Below are 15,760 nucleotides of genomic sequence, written 5' to 3' on the forward strand. Positions count from 1 at the left end.
TCACCCTCTCCTGACCGCGGACAGGTCGGGCTGGTTGTCGGCGGCCGGGGTGAACCCCGACAGCTCCGACCGCAGCCCGTAGGCGGTGGTCAGGGCAGCGGGGAAGACGCCGACCGCGTCGTCCCAGATGATGGCGCACGCGCGGCCGTACAGCTCCCGCCGGCGCGCCTCCCCGGTCTCCCGGCCCGCCGCCGCCAGGATCGCGTCCAGCTCGGCGTTCTTGTAGCCCATCCGGTTCGCCTTCGAGGTGTAGAGGCGGCCGAGGGTGAACGCGGCGTCCCCGGTGGTGACGGTGTTGGTCTGCAGCTCCATGGTCCAGTCCAGGGAGTTCAGCCGCTGCAGCCACTGCGCCTTCTCGATGCTCTGCGGCCGTACCGTCACCCCGATCTCCGCCCAGGACGAGATCATCGTCTGGGCCAGCTCGCGGGCCAGCGGGCCGGTCGCGTCGAACCACATCATCGAGGTCGTGAAGCCGCCGCCCAGCCCGGCGTCGCGCAGCGCCCGCCGCGCCGCCGCCGGGTCGTGGGCGTACGGCCGCTGCTCGGCGAACCCGAACACGCCCGCGGGGATGGGCGCCCGCATCCGCTCGGCGCCCGCCCCGAACAGCCTGCCGACGATCTCCTCCAGGTCCAGGGCCTGCCACATCGCCCGCCGCACCCGCGGGTCGGTGAACGGCGCCCGGCCGCAGTGGAACCAGGTGAGGTAGTACGTCCAGCTCGGCACGGTGCGCACGTCCACGCCGTCGCCGCGCGCCTCGGGCAGCTGGTCGGGCGGGACCGGCCACAGCAGGTCGATGTCGCCGTTGCGCAGCGCCGTGATGGCGCTGGAGGTCTCGGCGATGAACGGCATCGAGATGCCCGGCAGTGCCGGCGGCCCGCTCCAGTACCCGTCGAAGCGGGCCAGCTCGACGCTGGTCGACGGGGTGAAGCCGGTGACGCGGAACGGTCCCGAGCCGACCGGGCGGCGCTTCTGCTCGGGGTCGGCGACGAGCCGCCCGGGGACGATGAACAGCAGCGTGAGGTTGACCGGCAGCGTCGCCAGCGGCCCGTCGGTCTCGAAGACGACGGTGTGGTCGCCGTCCGCGCGGGCCGCCTTGACCGGCACCCACAGGGAGCTCTGCGCCGACTTCACCTCCTGCGTCCGCTTCAGGCACGCCACCACGTCCCGGGCGGTCAGCGGGGTGCCGTCGTGGAAGCGGACCCCCTCGCGCAGGTCGAACACCCAGGTGGTGTCGCCCTGCCGCCGCCACCGCGCCGCCAGGCCCGGGACCAGGCGGTCGCCCTCGCGGCGGACCAGCGTGTCGAACACCAGCCGCTTGACGATCAGGGACGCCTCGTCCACCGCGGTGCCGGCGTTGTAGGGGTCCAGATCGGTGACCGGCTGCCCGAACGCCGCGCGCAGCGACCCGCCGGGCGCCCCGCCGCCCGCCGAGCAGCCGCCGGCCAGGACGCTGGAGGCGGCCAGCCCGGCGAGGGTGAGGAACTCGCGCCTGCGCATCACCATGGCGGCACCTCAGCTCTTGAGGGCGAGATAGATCATCACCTTGACGGAGGCGGGCCCGCCCGTGCCCTCCGCGGGCGCGCCGCCGGGGTCGACGGTGCCCTTGAGGCGCAGCCAGCCGCCGAACTCGGCGGAGGTCCACGTCTCCAGCTCCCCGGCCACCTCGCGCTCCGGCTCCAGGTCGCACCAGTGCAGCCCGTCCGGGGACACCTGCGTGGTCACCTTGAGCCGGGCGCCCGCGCCGGAGCGTTCCAGGGTACGGACGAACCACCGTGCCTCGGCGGCCCACGCGACCTCGTAGGGCTCGGTCGCGAACTCGCCCGACAGGGTGCGGTTGCGTTCCAGGACGGCGGTCAACGACTGACGCATGTTCGTGGGGCTCCTCACCGGTCCGCTCACCAGTCCACCGAGATCAGCACCGAGTCCAGGTACAGGAAGTTGCGGACGTCGGTGTGCGTGCGGACGGAGACGTAGAAGTTGAGCAGGTTCTGCAGGGACCCGTACTCCTCGTCGTACGGGGGGACGGGCACGTCGCGCATGTCGTAGACGGTGTCGTTGAGCTGGAGCTCGACGTTGCTGCGGGTCCCGGTGTCGATCACCCAGCGCAGGTAGTGCCAGTTGACCTTGGTCGGCACCTCGTTGTAGCAGAGCTCCTGCGGGCCGCCGAACGGCTTCCAGTGGTCGGGTTCGGGCGCGGTGAAGTCGGCGGTCGGCGGCAGCTTGATCTTGCCCTCGAAGTGCTCGCGCGGGGTCGGCTCGGGAACCGTCGGGTACACCCACTCGCGGCGCGGGGCGTTGTCCAGGCCGGTGTTCAGGTAGCGGGCCACGCAGTGGTAGCGCACGCCGTCGCAGATGTCGGTGGCGACGGTGAACGCGCCGAACTGGTTCTCCGAGGGGTGGAAGTTGGCGTCCCACTCCCCGCCGCCGGCCTTGACGGCCGCCTGGTTCTCCGCCGAGTGCGCCTCGCTCTTGAACGTCAGGTAGGTCTCGAACTGCACGCGCCCCCGCCCGGCCATCGTCAGCCGCCGGATGGCCACCCCGGTGTGCCCGGCGACGGGACGGGTCGCGACCTTGAGCGCGTACGTCCCGGACATGGCCCCGTGGGTGCCGACGTCGAAGAAGTTGCACGAGCTGAGCTGCGGCGGCCGGAAGTCGCGCATGTGGTCGTCGACGGTGTCGAGGTTCCCGCGCCCGTCGTAGTTGCCCAGCAGCTCGATCCAGCCGTGCGTGCCGCTGTTGAAGTCGTCGTGCACGAGGATGCGCTTGAGCGGGTTGAACCGGGACAGGGCCGGGTCGGCGTGCCGCAGCGCGGCGGTGAGGCCCTCGGCCGTGACGTCGCTCATCGGGCCACCCCCACGCGGACGGTGGTGTGGACCAGGTTGTGGTCGGAGCGCAGCAGGTCCCACGGGGTGCCGGCCGCGGCCTCGGTCTGCGGGACCAGCGTCCACTGGCGCACGGTCGTCCCGGCCTTCACGAACACGTAGTCGATCTTGTCTCCCATGGGCAGGGGGATCTTCCCTCCGTTGAACGAGGCGTACTCGGTCCCGGCCCGGCGCGGCTCGGGCGCCAGCTCGCGGGCGTCCTGGTGGCCGGTGTCGGCGAACGCGTCGTAGGCGCTGGCCCCCTCCGCCTTGGAGGAGGAGTTCATGTCGCCGGCGAAGACGACCGGGAGGTCGCGGGTGGCGGGGTTGTCGCGGGTGAGGTGCTCGGCGGTGCGGCGCGCGTCGGCGTAGCGGACCTCGTCCCAGTTCTTGGTCCAGCCGTTGGGGTCGGTGGCGCCGTTCTTGCGGAACTCCAGGTGCATGTTGACCACCACGAACCGCCCGCCGGTCCGCCGGTCGCGCAGGGTGTTCCAGGTCATCGTCTTGCCGTAGATCTCGGTGGAGTCCGGCAGCCACAGCAGGTCGCGCGGCAGCTCCCGGCCGGAGGCGTCCACGTGGGAGAACCTGCGGGCGTCGTAGTAGGTGAACCGTCCCGCGCCGGACTTGAGCGGGTAGCCGTACTGAGGATGGCGGGTGCCCGCGTAGTCCGCGGGGGCCTCGGCGTAGCCCCTGGCCTTCATCGCCTCGGTCAGCGGCGCGCGGAACGACTCCACGTCAACGCCGGGCTGGGCGGGCGTGGGGTTGTTGCCGATCTCCTGGGTGACGACGACCCCCGCGCGGGCGCGGGCGATGTCGTCGGCGACCTTGGCCGCCCGTCCGCCTGCCCAGGGCTCCAGCTTGGTCGCGCAGTCGCGTCCGATGGTGTCCACGCATTCCTGGGTGGTGGGCAGGCAGCCGTGACCGCAGGTGTTGTAGGTCGCGATCCGCACGTCGATCCCGCGCGCCGCGGGGCCGGTGGCGGCCCGCGCGCTCGCGGGGGCGCCGAGCGCGGCGGGGAGCGCCGCGCACGCCGCGGCGGCGAGGAGCACTCCTGCCGTGCTCGTGGTCGAACGAGCCAAGCTCATTCCGGGGGGCCTTCCTGTAGGCTGCGTCACATTAACGTTAACGTTAGCGTTGAGGATGCGCCCCGGCACAGCTCGCTGTCAAGGGGTGGGAAGCGAAAGATGGGAACTTCAGGGCGGGGCCGGCCGACGATCGCGTCGTGGATCCGGCCGGGAAGGGTGGGATGTCACGCCGTGACGGCGCCGTGCCGGCGCGGCGGCGACGCCGTGAGAAGGGCCGTACGGAAGGGCCGTGAGAAGGGCCGTGAAAAGGGCCGCCGGACCGCCGGGAGAAGCGTGGGAACGCACGGCGGCCCGGCCACATGACGTGGCCGGGCCGCCGGCTCGGAGGTCACCCGCGTGCCGCAGGGACGGGCGGGGGCGGGGGAGAGGGGATCAGGTGCTGCCGGACAGCTCCATCTCCTTGACCTTCGGGTCGCCCTCGTCGGCGGTGTAGTCGTCCGGGCGGGTGGCGTCCGGGCCGTCGGCGAGCTTGGCCGCGCGGCAGACGAAGGTGCCGGCGACGGCCACCACCAGGTTGACGGTGAGCGCGAGCACGCCCACGTACACCGTCATCTTGGTGTCCAGGCCCAGCTCGCTCAGCTTGTAGGCCGAGCCGCCGAAGTGCTCCTTGCCCTTGGCCGGGTTGGGGATCTGGTAGAGCATCCACAGCCCGGTCAGCAGGCCGGCCGCCCAGCCCGCCACCAGCGCCCCGCGGTGGAACCAGCGGGTCACCAGGCCCAGCGCGACCGCCGGCAGGGTCTGCAGGATGATCACACCGCCGATCAGCTGGAGGTCGATGGAGAACTCGGGGTCCAGCAGCAGGATGCAGGCCACCGCCCCGACCTTGACCACCAGCGAGACCAGCTTGCTGACCGTGGCCTCCTGCTTCTCGGTGGCGTCCCGGCGGATGTACTCCTTGTAGATGTTGCGGGTGAACAGGTTGGCCGCGGCGATCGACATGATCGCCGCGGGCACCAGCGCGCCGATGCCGACGGCCGCGTAGGCGACGCCGGTGAACCAGCTCGGGAACATCTGGTCGAACAGCAGCGGGACCACCGTGTTGGTGTCGGGCTTGCCGTCGGTGGTCACCGGGGTCACCCCGGCGGCGATGGCCATGAAGCCCAGCAGCGCGATCAGGCCCAGCACGAAGCTGTAGGCGGGCAGCGCGGACATGTTCCGCTTGATCACGTCGCGGTTCTTGCTGGCCAGCACGCCGGTGATGCTGTGCGGGTAGAGGAACAGCGCCAGCGCCGAGCCCAGCGCCAGCATCGCGTAGTTGAGCTGGTTGGTGCCGTCCAGCAGGACGCCGTCGGAGGGCGCGGGGGTCTTCTCGAACTTGGCCTGGGCCGAGTCGAAGATGTTCCCCCAGCCGCCCAGCTTGCTGGGGATGTAGAGCACCGCGACGATGATCACCAGGTAGATCAGCACGTCCTTGACGAAGGCGATCAGCGCGGGCGCCCGCAGGCCGGACTGGTAGGTGTAGGCGGCCAGGATCCCGAACGCGATGATGATCGGCAGATGGCCGTGCACGCCCATCGCCTTCAGCACCGCCTCGATGCCGACCAGCTGCAGCGCGATGTAGGGCATGGTCGCCACGATCCCGGTGACCGCGACGGCCAGTGCCAGCGTGGGCGAGCCGAACCGGGCCCGGACGAAGTCGGCCGGGGTGACGAAGCCGTGCACGTGCGACACCGACCACAGCCGGATCAGCACCAGGAACACCAGCGGGTAGACCACGATGGTGTACGGGACGGCGTAGAAGCCCGCCGCGCCCGCGCCGAACACGAGGGCGGGGACGGCGACGAAGGTGTAGGCGGTGTAGAGGTCGCCGCCGATGAGGAACCAGGTGATCCAGCTGCCGAAGTTGCGGCCGCCCAGGCCCCACTCGTCCAGGCTGTCCATGGTCTCCGGGCGGCGCCACCGGGCCGCCACGAAGCCCATCCCGCTGACCAGCAGGAACAGCAGGGCAAAGATGATCATCTCGGTCAGATGCTCGGTCGACACGGTTCAGCCCCGCTTCCTGGTCATGCGGTAGACGATCACCGTGCAGGCCACGCCCAGCGGGATGAACAGGAACTGCATCCAGTAGAAGGCCGGGAAGCCGGCCACCCGGGGCGTGTCCCGGTTGAACAGGAAGGTCAGGAGCGGGATCACGACCGGCACGATCAGCAGCCAGTTCCAGGGGCTGCGGTCGGAGCGGGGGGTCTTCGGCGGGGGTCGATCGGAGTTCGAGGTCATAGGGGAGTCCTCCTCGTCACGCGCACGCGCGCAGTCCAACACGCGGCCGGTGGTCTCCACGCCACCGGCCGGCCAGGGGTGAGGCGGCGCGAGCCTACCCCCGGGCGGGTCACAGGCCGATCTCGGACGCGGCACGACTTGGGTGGATCGTTCCACTCGCTTGGCCGCCCGCCCCGTACCCTTGACCTGCTCTTTCGTCGCGCGCGGGGTGCCGGCCGGACGGTCCCGCCGGCCCGGCGGGCTTGGTCCCCGGGGCCGGGGCCGGGTACGCTCGGCGCATGCGAACCGTGACCCACCCGTCCCTGTGGTGGTGGCGCCGCTGAGGCGGCGCCGGTTCGAGCTGTTCCGACATCCAGGCGACCGCCCTCACCCGGCGGTCGTCGCGTGTCGCGGCCAGGGGTAGAGGGCCCGATCTTCGAGGGGCCACCGCGGTGGAGACCGTCCCAGAACAATCGCAGGCCAGCGAGTTCACGACCGCCGGCGGCGTACGGGTGATCCGTACGGCGACGCCGGTCGACTCCGAGCGCAGGTCCGACGTGCTGAACGCCCTGGTCGCCGCCGTCGGCGAGCGGCGCGGCGGGGTGCTGAGCTCGGGCATGGAGTATCCCGGCCGCTACAGCCGCTGGCACATGGCCTACCTCGACCCCTGCCTGGAGATCGTCGCGCGCGGCCGCACGGTCGCCGCGCGGGCGCTCAACGACCGCGGCCGGGTGGTGCTGGCCGCGGTCGCGCCGGTGCTGCGCGGCGCCGGCGAGACGCGGGCCGACGAGCCCGGCCTGACCGAGGTGTTCGTGCCGGCGGCCACCGGGTTCTTCACCGAGGAGGAGCGCAGCCGCCAGCCCACCGTCTTCACCGCCCTGCGCGCCGTCATCGACCTCTTCCGCTGCGACGACCCCCACCTGGGGCTGTACGGCGCGTTCGGCTACGACCTGTCGCTGCAGTTCGAGCCGCTGCGCACCCGCCTGGAGCGCCCCGCCGACCAGCGCGACCTGGTGCTGCACCTGGCCGACGAGATGATCGTGGTCGACCGCAAGCGGGAGACCTCGCACCGGATGTCCTACGACTTCGTGGTGGACGGGCGCGGCACCGCCGGGCTGCCCCGCGCCACCGAGCCGACCCCCGTGCGGCCCCCGGCGGAACTGCCGCCGCAGCCGGTGCCGGGCGTGTACGCGCGGATGGTGCGGAACGCCAAGGAGAAGTTCGTCCGCGGCGACCTGTTCGAGGTGACCCCCGGTCACGCGATGTTCGGCCGCTGCGACTCCCCGGCGGCCTTCTTCGAGCGGCTGCGCGAGACCAACCCGGCGCCCTACGAGTTCCTGTTCAACCTGGGCGAGGGCGAGTACCTGGTCGGCGCCTCCCCGGAGATGTTCGTGCGGGTCAACGGCGACCGCGTGGAGACCTGCCCCATCGCCGGGACGATCCGGCGCGGCGCCGACGCGCTGGAGGACGCCGAGCAGATCCGCGCCATCCTGTCCTCGGCCAAGGACGAGTCCGAGCTGACCATGTGCACCGACGTGGACCGCAACGACAAGTCGCGGATCTGCGTGCCCGGTAGCGTCAAGGTGCTCGGGCGGCGCCAGATCGAGCTGTACTCGCGGCTGATCCACACGGTCGACCACATCGAGGGGCGGCTGCGGCCCGGCTTCGACGCGCTGGACGCGTTCCTCACCCACATGTGGGCGGTGACGGTGACCGGCGCGCCGAAGACCTGGGCGATGCAGTTCATCGAGGACCACGAGGACGCGCCGCGCCGCTGGTACGGCGGGGCGGTCGGGTTCGTCGGCTTCGACGGGTCGATGAACACCGGGCTGACCCTGCGCACCGCGCAGATCAGGGACGGGATCGCGACGGTCCGGGCGGGGGCGACCCTGCTGTACGACTCCGACCCCGACGAGGAGGAGCGGGAGACCCACCTCAAGGCGAGCGCGCTGCTCCAGGCCCTCGCCCAGTCCCAGGCCGAGCTGGAGGCCGGCGGGCACGAGCCCGGGGCCGGGCCCGCGGCGGCGCCCGTCACCGAGGCGGAACGCTGCGGTGAGGGGCTCAAGGTGCTGGTGGTCGACCACGAGGACTCCTTCGTCAACACCCTCGCCGACTACTTCCGCCAGCACGGCGCCGCGGTGGTCACGCTGCGGCACGGCTTCCCGGTGGAGATGCTGGACGAGCACGCTCCCGACCTGGTGGTGCTCTCCCCGGGGCCGGGACGCCCGGAGGACTTCGCCACCGGCGCGCTGCTGGACGCCCTCGACGAGCGCGGCCTGCCCGCGTTCGGCGTGTGCCTCGGGCTCCAGGCGATGGTGGAGCACGCCGGGGGCGAGCTGGGCCTGCTGCCCGAGCCGTCCCACGGCAAGCCCGGCCGGGTCAAGGTGGCGGGGGGCGAGCTGTTCGAAGGGCTGCCCGACGAGTTCACCGCGGCCCGCTACCACTCCCTTCACGCCACTCCCGGGCAGGTGAAGGGCTTCCAGGTGACCGCGCTGACCGGGGACGTGGTGATGGCCATCGAGGACCCGGACCGGCGGCGCTGGGCGGTGCAGTTCCATCCCGAGTCGATCCTCACCGCGACCGGGCGGGCCGGGCACCGGATCGTGGCGAACGCGCTGCGGCTGTGCCGCACGCCGGCCGCGCCGTGAGACGGACGCAGAGAGATAACAAATAGGTAATTTCGGACATCCAGAAGGGGGCGTCCGTTTGCGGGTCGCGGGGGAGGGGACCCCGCGACCATGCTTACCTTGCTCTGGCTCATCGCGGTGGCGCTGATCATCGCCGGGATCTACGTCATCCTGGCCCGGCGTGACCTGATCTTCGGGATCGTCCTGATCGTGCTCGGCTTCCTGGTGGGGCCGGGCGGCGTCAGCATCTTCAACCCCTGAGCCTTCCCCAGACCCTCACCCCCCATCGGACCCCCGCCCGGGCGACGGCCCGGGCGGGCGCCATGTCACCCTCTCGCGGCGGCCGCCGGGAACAACGCCTTTGGGAAGTCCGGGCGCAACCATGCCATCGGTTGTCAGGTTTGGCTGCGAGCATCGCTCTCATGAGCGAACAGCAGACCGAACGAACCGATACGCAGGACACCGGGCACGCCGCCGCGCCCGCCGGCGACCGGCCGCTGGCCGGGAGGATCGCCCTGGTCGCCGGGGCCACCCGCGGCGGGGGCCGCGGCATCGCCGTGGAACTGGGCGCCGCCGGCGCCACCGTCTACGTCACCGGCCGCACCACCCGCGAGCGGCGGTCGGAGGTGAACCGCCCCGAGACCATCGAGGAGACCGCCGAACTGGTCACCGCGGCGGGCGGCGAGGGGATCGCCGTGGCGGTGGACCATCTCGACCCCGCCCAGGTGGAACGGCTGGTCGCCCGGATCGATGCCGACCACGGCCGCCTGGACGTCCTGGTCAACGACGTCTGGGGCGGCGACCACATGACCCGGTTCCGCACGAAGATGTGGGACCTCCCCCTGGAGGACGGGCTGCGGATGCTGAGGCTGGGCATCGACACCCACGCCATCACCAGCCATCGCGCCCTCCCGCTGCTGATCAGGAACCCCGGCGGGCTCGTCATCGAGATGACCGACGGGACCGCCGAGACCAACGCCGCGTACCGCTGGGAGGTCGGCTTCTTCTACGACCTGGCGAAGATGGCGGCGATCCGGATGGGCCTGGCGCTGGCCCACGAGGTCGAGCCGTACGGGTGCACGGCCCTGACCCTGTCGCCGGGCTGGCTGCGCTCGGAGGCGATGCTGGAGAACTTCGGGGTCACCGAGGAGAACTGGCAGGAGGGCACCCGCGTCGAGGAGCACTTCGCGATCTCCGAGTCGCCCGCCTTCGTCGGCCGCGCCGCCGCCGCCCTGGCCGCCGACCCCGACCGGGCCCGCTGGAACGGCCGGTCGGTGTCCAGCGGTGAGCTGGCCAAGGTCTACGGCTTCACCGACACCGACGGCAGCAGGCCGGACGCCTGGAGGTACGTCACCGAGGTGCAGTGGCCGGGCAAGCCCGCCGACGTCACCGGCTACCGGTAGACGGGGCGGCTCCCCGGCCTTTCAGGCCGGGGAGCGCGTCAACGGTAGAGCGCGGCGACCCGGGCGGCGGTCTCGGCGATCATGGCGCGGAGGCCGGGGGGATCGAGGACCTCGACCTCCGCGCCGAGCTTCAGCAGCTCGGTACCGGCCACGGCGAGGGACTCCACCGGCAGCGTCGTGACCGCCCAGCCGTCCGGGTCCGGCGCGCCGGCGTCCTCCAGGGCACGGCGGGCGGCGGACGGTTCGACCGCGTACCGCAGCATCCGCCTGCCTTGGGAACTCAGCCGGATGGTGACCTCCTCGCGGAACATCGCCCGCAGGAACCCCTCCGCCTGCACCGCCCAGTATCCGGGCAGGTCGAAGCCCTCGTCGCGGTCGAACCGCTCCCCGCCCGGGCGCAGGTCGGCGATCCGGTCGACGCGGTAGGTGCGGTGGCCCCCGCCCGGTCGCCCCCCGCGCCGCTCGCCGGACCGCGCGTCCGGTCCCGGTTCGGGCCGCGCGTCCGGCCGCGGTTCCGCGGGGACGCGCGCGACCAGGTACCAGGTGCCGTTCTTGAGGACGAGCCCGTACGGCTCGACCGTACGGGCGACCGTCTCCTCCCGGCCGCGGCGGTAGCGGAACCTGACGACCTCGTCCCGCCAGACCGCCCGGGTCAGCTCCCGCAGCACCGGCGGGGGAGCCGACTCCCCGAACCAGCCCGGCGCGTCCAGATGGAAACGCCCGCCGGTCCGCTCCGGGGCGTCCCGGAGCGCGGCCGGCAGCGCGGCCAGCACCTTCAGCTCCGCCGCCGCGACCGCGTCGGCCAGCCCCATGTCCTCGGCCGGTCCGGGCAGGCCGGACAGGAACAGCGCCTCGGCCTCCTCCCGGCTGAGGCCGGTCAGCCGGGTCCGGTAGCCGCCGACCAGCCGGTAGCCCCCGCCCCGGCCCTGCTCGGCGTACACCGGGACGCCGGCCGCCGACAGCGCCTCCACGTCCCGGTAGACGGTCCGCTCGGAGACCTCCAGCTCGCGGGCCAGCTCGGCGGCGGTCATCCGCTCCCGCGACTGCAGCAGGAGGACCAGGGATATCAGCCGGGACGCACGCATGGCAGCATTCTGACATTCTTGTGTCAGGTACCGCCGGTTTCGCTGTCGTCCGGGACGAAGCCGCTGTTAGCGTCGCCGCGTGTCCACAACGATCACACCGCTCCACGCGTTCATCGACGCCCTGCCGAAGGTCGAGCTGCACGTCCACCTGGTGGGCTCCGCCTCGGTCGCCACCGTGCTGGAACTGGCCCGCCGCCATCCGGGCGGGCCGGTGCCCACCGACGAGCGGGAGCTGCGCGGCTTCTACACCTTCCGCGACTTCCCGCACTTCGCCGAGGTGTACGAGGCCGTCTCCAGCCTCGTCCGCACCCCCGACGACGTCGCCACCCTCGTGCTCGGCACCGCGCGCGACCTGGCCGCGCAGAACGTCCGCTACGCCGAGATCACCGTCACCCCCTACACGCACCACCGGGCGGGGATGGCGATGCCCGCGGTGACCGAGGCCCTGGACCGCGCCGTGGAGGAGGCCCGCGAGCGCCACGGCGTCCGGATCGCCTACATCTTCGACATCCCCGGAGAGTTCGGTACGGAGGGGGCCGCCGCCACCACCGAGCACGCCCTCCGCCACCCGCCGCGCGCCCTGGTCGGCTTCGGGCTGGCGGGCATCGAGCAGGTCCGCCCGCCCTACCGGGACGACTTCCGCGCCGCGTTCCGAGCGGCCCGCGAGGCCGGGCTGCGCAGCCTCCCGCACGCCGGCGAGATGACCGGCCCGGAGACGATCTGGGAGGTGATCGAGGGGCTCGGCGCCGAGCGCATCGGGCACGGCATCAGCTGCGTCCAGGACCCGCGGCTGGTCGCCCACCTGCGCGAGACGCGGATCCCGCTGGAGGTCTGCCCCACCTCCAACGTCTGCACCGGCCAGGTGGCCTCCCTGGCCGACCACCCGCTGCCGCGGATGCTGGAGGAGGGGCTGTTCGTCACGCTCAACACCGACGACCCGCCCATGTTCGGCACCACGCTCAACGGCGAGTACCGCGCCGCCGCGGAGGCGTTCGGGCTCGGCCGCGCGGAACTGACCGCCCTGGCCCGCAACGCCGTGATCGCGTCCTCCCTCGACGGCGCCGGCAAGCAGGCCGTCCTGGACGAGATCGACGCGCTGCCCGCCGCGTGAGCACCGGCCCGGGTCAGCCCCAGGCGAGCATCCGCCAGGGGCTGCCCGGGTCGTCCGTCAGGACGCGGTGCGCGATGAGCGAACGGTCGTACCACTCGCCGAACTCCCCGTCGTCGAACCGCAGCATCCGGCCCAGCGTGTACCCGGCGGAGAACTCCGCCCACGACCCGTAGAACCTGTGGGCCAGCCGCCCGGCGCGCAGCACGCACTCGGTGGCGGTCTCGGTGTCGCAGTACCCTGCGTTCAGCCCCCACCGGGCCATGTTGACCGCGCGCCCGAAGTCGTAGCCGAACACGCTGGAGACCCGCTCGCCCGGCGCCAGCAGGCCGTCCTTGCGGAAGCGGGCCTCGTACCGCAGGATCCGCGTCGACAGGCCGATCAGCGCCGTGGTGGTCTCGGCGGAGAGGCCCTTCTCCCCGCACCACACGGCGATGGCCTCCTGCCAGGCGTACTCGTCGGCGCCGCCGGCGCGCCGGTCCAGGACGGCCTGCACGGCCGGGTCGCTGTTCCCGGCCCCCAGCAGCAGGTCGATCTGCTCGCGCCAGCCGGCCTCGCCGGTCACGTCCCAGCTCGCGGCCAGCCGCTCCCGGACCTCGCCGGGATCCTCGTCGCGGCCGTCCAGCAGGTTCCAGGCGGCGCCGTTGGAGACCGCCAGGTGCGCCCCGACGGCCAGCGCCGCCGCCAGCCGTCCCCACGCCGCCGTGTCGGGGTCGGTGACCAGGACGTCGTGGTCGCGGTCGGGGCGCCGCTCGGCCTCCGCCAGCAGCGCGGCCACCCGCCGGTGCGCGTCCCCGTCCGGCCCGACCGAGGCCAGCAGTTCCCGCAGTGCCGGGACGGCCGCGCGATGCCCCAGCTCCTTCACCGCGAGCCGGGCCGCCAGCAGCGCGGCACGGTCCGCCCGCCCGTGGTCCCCGGCGGCGCGGAAACCGCCCATCGCGGCCAGCGCCCGGGCCCGCGCCTCGCCCGCCCGCCCCGCCCCGGCCAGCACGTGGGCCGCCTGCCCGTCCAGGACGGCGCGTACCCCGGTCTCGTGCGGGGCGAGCCCGGCCGCGGCGCGATCGGCGCCCGCCAGGACCCGCAGCGCCTCCTCCGTGCGCCCGGCGTCCAGGAGCGCCCGGGCGTGCCGGGCCCGCACGGCGGTCGCGGCGGCCCAGTCCGCCCGCGCCTCCAGGGCCCCGGCGATCCGCGAGTACGCCGTGGCGGCCAGCTCGGCCCTGCCCTGCCGCTCGTACTTCCTGGCCCGGTCGAGCTCGGCCTGAATCGTCATGCGTCCTCCGTCGGCGATACCGGTACGGAAGATCTTGACGCTGCGCCTCAGCCCGCCGGTTCCACCTCGACGCGGGTGTCGTGGAAGACCGGCCCGCCGCCCAGGTCGGTGTCGCGCTCGTCCACCACCGCGTTGGCGTTGGCGCCGCCGGAGAACTTGGCCCAGTGCCCCTTGGTGGTCGCCACCACGCCGGGCCGCACCCGGTCGGTCACCTCCAGCACCGCCTCGAACGCGCCGCGGTCGTTGACCGCCCGCACGCGCCGCCCGCCCTCCAGCCCCCGCGCCGCCGCGTCCGCGGGATGCATGCGCAGGACGGGCCCGCCGGCCCGGCGGCGCAGCTCGTCGTTGCCGCCGAAGACGGTGTTGAGGAAGTGGTGCGAGGCCGCCGAGATCAGCGCCAGCGGGTACCGCGCGGCCCGTACGGGATCGGTGACCTCGGCGGGCGGCGTGTACCCGGCGACCGGGTCCAGCCCCGCCGCGGCCGCCCGCCCGGAGACGAACTCCAGCCGCCCCGACGGCGTCGGGAACCCCTCGGCGTACGGCAGGAACGGCTCGGGCACCGCCAGGCGCACGAACCCCTCCTTGCGCAGCCGGTCCAGGGTGATCCCCGCCAGCCACGGGTGCCCGGACGACAGCGCCTGCTCGGCCAGCTCCTCGTCGGAGTCCTGCAACGCCGGCTCCGCCAGCCCCATCCGCCGGGCCAGCCGCCGGAACGTCTCGGTGGTGGGGAGGCACTCGCCGGGCGGCGCCACGGCCGGCTCGTTCCAGGTCAGGTACAGGTGCCCGTACCCCTCGTGCAGGTCGGCGTGCTCGTGCTGCATCGTCGCGGGGAGCACGATGTCGGCGTAGTCGGTGGTGTCGGTCGGGAACTGCTCCAGCACGACCGTGAACAGGTCCTCCCGTGCCAGGCCTTGCCGGACCCTGCCCTGGTGCGGCGCGCTCGCGGCCGGGTTCGCGGCGATGACGAACAGCGCGGCGACCGGCGGATCGTCCACCTCCAGCAGCCCCCGGCCGATCCGGCTCATCGACAGCGTCCGGACCGGGCCGGGACGCAGGTCGTCGCGGTACAGCGCCTCGCGGTTCAGCCTCACATGGCCCGAGGTGGAGAAGGTCAGGCCGCCGCCGCGCCGGGCCCAGTCGCCGGTCACCCCGGGAAGGCACGCGAGCGTCCGCAGCGCCGCACCGCCGCCCCCGTGCCGCTGCAGCCCCTGCGTGGCGCGGATCGCGGTCGGCCGGGTCCGCGCGATCCGCTCGCCGAGCGCGACGATCCGCTCCGCCGGGACGCCGGTGATCTCCGCCGCCCGCGCGGGCGGGAACTCCGCGATCCGCGCCCGGAACTCCGGCCACCCGAGCGTGCGCCGCTCCAGGAAGTCCTCGTCCTGCGCGCCCAGGCCCACGACCACGTTCAGCAGGCCGAGCGCCAGCGCCGCGTCGGTGCCCGGCAGCGGCGCCAGGTGCTCGTCGGCCTGCGCGGCGGTGCGGGTCAGCACCGGGTCGACGGCGGCGACGTGGGCCCCCTCGCGCCGCGCCGCCTGCACGAACTTCCACACGTGGTGCCCGGTGGTCAGCGGGTTGGTGCCCCACAGGATGATCAGCCGCGAGTGCGCGAGGTCCTCGGGGTCCATGCCGCCCGGCGACCCCAGCGTGTGGTCGAGCCCGGCGTTGCCCGCCGCCGAGCAGATGTTGGCGTGGTGGGCCGACGCGCCGAGCACGTTGAAGAACCGCCGCCCCGCGTTGCCCTCCAGGCCCTGGACGTAGCCGAGCGTGCCCGTGCCCCAGTACGGCCAGATCGCCTCGCCGCCGTGCTCGGCGACGACGCGCTCCAGCCGGTCCGCGATCTCCCCGAGCGCCTCGTCCCACCCGATCCGCTCGAACCGTCCCTCGCCCTTGCGGCCCGTCCGGCGCAGCGGGTACAGGATCCGGTCGGGCCGCTCCGCCTGCTCCAGCCACCGGTTGACCTTGGTGCACAGCGCGCCCCGGGTGTAGGGGTGGCCGGGATTGCCGCGCAGGCCGGCCGCCTTCCCGTCCCGGACGGTGACCACCCACGAGCATCCGTCGGGGCAGTCCAGCGGGCAGGCCCCCAGGACCTTCAGCTCGTTCACGCCTCGTCCTCGAACCGGCCGTC

At 73.3% G+C, this 15,760-nt stretch carries 13 protein-coding genes; 4 read left to right on the top strand and 9 right to left on the bottom strand.

Going from position 1 to position 15,760, the window contains the following annotated elements; all coding sequences use genetic code 11:
• The 6 genes from IW256_RS17010 to IW256_RS17035 form a co-directional block, all read right to left on the bottom strand.
• Window positions 1-1,503: an ABC transporter substrate-binding protein gene (locus IW256_RS17010; RefSeq protein WP_197011921.1), complete on the bottom strand. Its 1,503-nt coding sequence runs from the start codon at window positions 1,501-1,503 to the stop codon at window positions 1-3.
• A 9-nt stretch (window positions 1,504-1,512) separates the two neighbouring features.
• On the bottom strand, window positions 1,513-1,869 hold the full coding sequence (locus IW256_RS17015; RefSeq protein WP_197011922.1) for a hypothetical protein: 357 nt from the start codon (window positions 1,867-1,869) through the stop codon (window positions 1,513-1,515).
• Window positions 1,870-1,895: 26 nt separating this feature from the next.
• Window positions 1,896-2,843, bottom strand: coding sequence for a DUF6772 family protein (locus IW256_RS17020; RefSeq protein ID WP_197011923.1), 948 nt, complete (start codon window positions 2,841-2,843; stop codon window positions 1,896-1,898).
• Window positions 2,840-3,946: an endonuclease/exonuclease/phosphatase family protein gene (locus IW256_RS17025; RefSeq protein WP_197011924.1), complete on the bottom strand. Its 1,107-nt coding sequence runs from the start codon at window positions 3,944-3,946 to the stop codon at window positions 2,840-2,842. The genes IW256_RS17020 and IW256_RS17025 overlap by 4 nt, the downstream gene beginning before the upstream one ends.
• Window positions 3,947-4,318: 372 nt before the next feature.
• Entirely contained in the window at window positions 4,319-5,929 is a 1,611-nt protein-coding gene (mctP, locus tag IW256_RS17030; protein ID WP_197011925.1) for a monocarboxylate uptake permease MctP, read from the bottom strand.
• A gap of 3 nt (window positions 5,930-5,932) precedes the next feature.
• Complete coding sequence (locus tag IW256_RS17035) at window positions 5,933-6,163, bottom strand: DUF3311 domain-containing protein (RefSeq protein ID WP_197011926.1); 231 nt, start codon at window positions 6,161-6,163, stop codon at window positions 5,933-5,935.
• A 431-nt stretch (window positions 6,164-6,594) separates the two neighbouring features.
• On the opposite strand from IW256_RS17035, the gene IW256_RS17040 reads away from it, so the two are divergent.
• From IW256_RS17040 to IW256_RS17050, 3 genes are all read left to right on the top strand, one after another.
• A complete protein-coding gene (locus IW256_RS17040; protein WP_197011927.1) occupies window positions 6,595-8,790 on the top strand; it encodes an anthranilate synthase component I in 2,196 nt (731 codons plus the stop codon).
• Window positions 8,791-8,880: 90 nt separating this feature from the next.
• Window positions 8,881-9,030: a GPGG-motif small membrane protein gene (locus tag IW256_RS17045; protein WP_197011928.1), complete on the top strand. Its 150-nt coding sequence runs from the start codon at window positions 8,881-8,883 to the stop codon at window positions 9,028-9,030.
• 161 nt (window positions 9,031-9,191) lie between these two features.
• Entirely contained in the window at window positions 9,192-10,172 is a 981-nt protein-coding gene (locus IW256_RS17050) for an SDR family oxidoreductase (protein ID WP_197011929.1), read from the top strand.
• Between the two features lie 38 nt (window positions 10,173-10,210).
• On the opposite strand, the gene IW256_RS17055 is transcribed toward IW256_RS17050, so the two are convergent.
• On the bottom strand, window positions 10,211-11,257 hold the full coding sequence (locus tag IW256_RS17055; RefSeq protein ID WP_197011930.1) for a helix-turn-helix transcriptional regulator: 1,047 nt from the start codon (window positions 11,255-11,257) through the stop codon (window positions 10,211-10,213).
• 79 nt (window positions 11,258-11,336) lie between these two features.
• Between IW256_RS17055 and add the strand changes: the two genes are divergently transcribed.
• On the top strand, window positions 11,337-12,368 hold the full coding sequence (gene add, locus IW256_RS17060; RefSeq protein WP_307828918.1) for an adenosine deaminase: 1,032 nt from the start codon (window positions 11,337-11,339) through the stop codon (window positions 12,366-12,368).
• 13 nt (window positions 12,369-12,381) lie between these two features.
• Here add and IW256_RS17065 read toward each other — a convergent pair whose 3' ends face one another.
• Both IW256_RS17065 and IW256_RS17070 read right to left on the bottom strand, forming a co-directional pair.
• Window positions 12,382-13,635, bottom strand: coding sequence for a DUF1266 domain-containing protein (locus IW256_RS17065; RefSeq protein WP_197011931.1), 1,254 nt, complete (start codon window positions 13,633-13,635; stop codon window positions 12,382-12,384).
• A gap of 47 nt (window positions 13,636-13,682) precedes the next feature.
• On the bottom strand, window positions 13,683-15,737 hold the full coding sequence (locus tag IW256_RS17070) for a molybdopterin-containing oxidoreductase family protein (RefSeq protein ID WP_307828919.1): 2,055 nt from the start codon (window positions 15,735-15,737) through the stop codon (window positions 13,683-13,685).
• Between the last annotated feature and the right edge of the window lie 23 nt (window positions 15,738-15,760).

The sequence above is a fragment of the Actinomadura viridis genome, from assembly GCF_015751755.1.
Taxonomy (GTDB): domain Bacteria; phylum Actinomycetota; class Actinomycetes; order Streptosporangiales; family Streptosporangiaceae; genus Spirillospora; species Spirillospora viridis.